This window comes from Microvirga sp. KLBC 81 (genome assembly GCF_003075415.1).
Lineage (GTDB): Bacteria > Pseudomonadota > Alphaproteobacteria > Rhizobiales > Beijerinckiaceae > Microvirga.
The window spans coordinates 1-1,634 of record NZ_QDAH01000226.1 but is presented as its reverse complement, the minus strand read 5'-3'; the positions used below and the strand labels follow the sequence as shown (position 1 = coordinate 1,634).

Below are 1,634 nucleotides of genomic sequence, written 5' to 3'. Positions count from 1 at the left end.
AATACTCGGATGTGCTCCAGAGGAGCCCGTCGAACTCACGAAGGACTTCGTGACCAAGGGCTCGTGGATAGGGCCAGGGATAAAGACTTTATCTCTGGCTCCGGGGACGAGCGTGCCTGCTCATGCATTGCTGCCTGACCAATCCGCCGTCTTGTCCGGAGAAAAGCGCTAATCCACAGGGTGGCCGCGCTGGGTTGCGCCGATATAAGCGATTCGTACTTTTATGCAAGGGGGAATGCGGAGGCTCAAACGGCCGTCCAGAGGCATCCCGTTAAACCTATATGGGAGCGCTCCGAGCCCGTTCGAAGGGGAGGAGGCGCTGAGTGGGGACGACCTCTCGGCTCCTAATCCTCTTTTTACCTTTCAGGGGTGTAACTGCAGGGGAACGGACCCTCTCGGGCTGAATGTCTCAGCCCCAAACCCACAATGACAATGCATTTCATTCGCCGGCCTTCCTCTCCCGCCGATCTCGGCCACGATTCTTCTCTTCCAGAAAGAGACCAGACCTCCGGCTCCAGAGGGGCGGCGAACGGCGATTCTGCTCAAGGTTCCCAGAACCAGTTCGCGCGCCCCACTCCTCCGACGTCTTCCGAGGTGCGCTACACACGTACACCCGATCGTGTTTTGAGGGAGCGCTTGAAACAGGCCTCGACGCCTGCAGGCGAGAGCGCGCAGCCTGTACAGCCAGCTGTCCAAAAGGCGCCTGAGCCTCCAAAAACGTCTAACCCGCTGATCGCTCCTCAGGTCAGGACCAGTGCCAGCCCGGGTAATCAGCCGCAGAGCGCACCTGGCGTTCACTCCCCACGGACGCCGACCCGCATTACGCCACAGGCTTCATCGCGTTTGAGAAATGCTGCCGCTCCAGAAAAGAGTGCGGCGACCGAACCGGTGAGCGCGCCTGTGCCAAAAGATGCTCCTGTGGTAGCAAAGCGTGCACCGGCGCCTGCACAGGCAAACGTACCGCCTGTGCAGCAAGCTGCACCAATGCCATACGCAGCCATGGGCTTCGAACTGCCGACAGTTCGGCAATCCTATTCATTCCTCTGGCAACCGGGCACTTATCTGCTGGACCCTGCCGTACCGACAAAGGCACCTGCGCCGGTTGAGACGAAGCGCGAGCGCAACGCTCGACCTGTTAGAAAGCCTGCAGCTCCGATTCGAGATGTCATGACTGCTCCTGCTGCCCGCGTCCGGCCTGAGCCAAGCGAGACGCCGCCATGGGAAGATGAGGCGGAGGATTTTTCTGCGGAAGCTGAAAACATTCCGGATGATGATGTGGAGGAGGCGCCGGCTCCTGCTCCCGTCGTGAAGCCTGCGCCGCGTGCATCGGCTGTGCGCATGCCTTCTATCCCGGCCAATGACAGCTTTGGAAAGGTGCATGCCTCCATTCCGGCCGCAGCGTCGTTCGATTTCGAGCTCCCGTCACTGGATTTGCTCGCGGAGCCGGATGACTCCAACAGCGTGGAGGTGCCGCCAGAAGTTCTGCAGGAAAATGCAGCAGCGCTCGAGAACGTGCTGTGGGATTTCAATGTGAAGGGCGAGATCATCAATGTCCATCCCGGCCCGGTTGTGACGCTGTATGAGCTGGAGCCGGCGCCGGGGACGAAGTCGTCGCGGGTGATCTCGCTGGCCGA

1 protein-coding gene is annotated in these 1,634 nt (G+C 60.5%); it reads left to right on the top strand.

All coding sequences use genetic code 11. From position 1 onward, the window contains the following. Positions 1 to 1,167: 1,167 nt before the first annotated feature. On the top strand, positions 1,168 to 1,634 hold a 467-nt coding region (locus DC522_RS33385; RefSeq protein ID WP_305777724.1), incomplete at its 3' end, for a DNA translocase FtsK.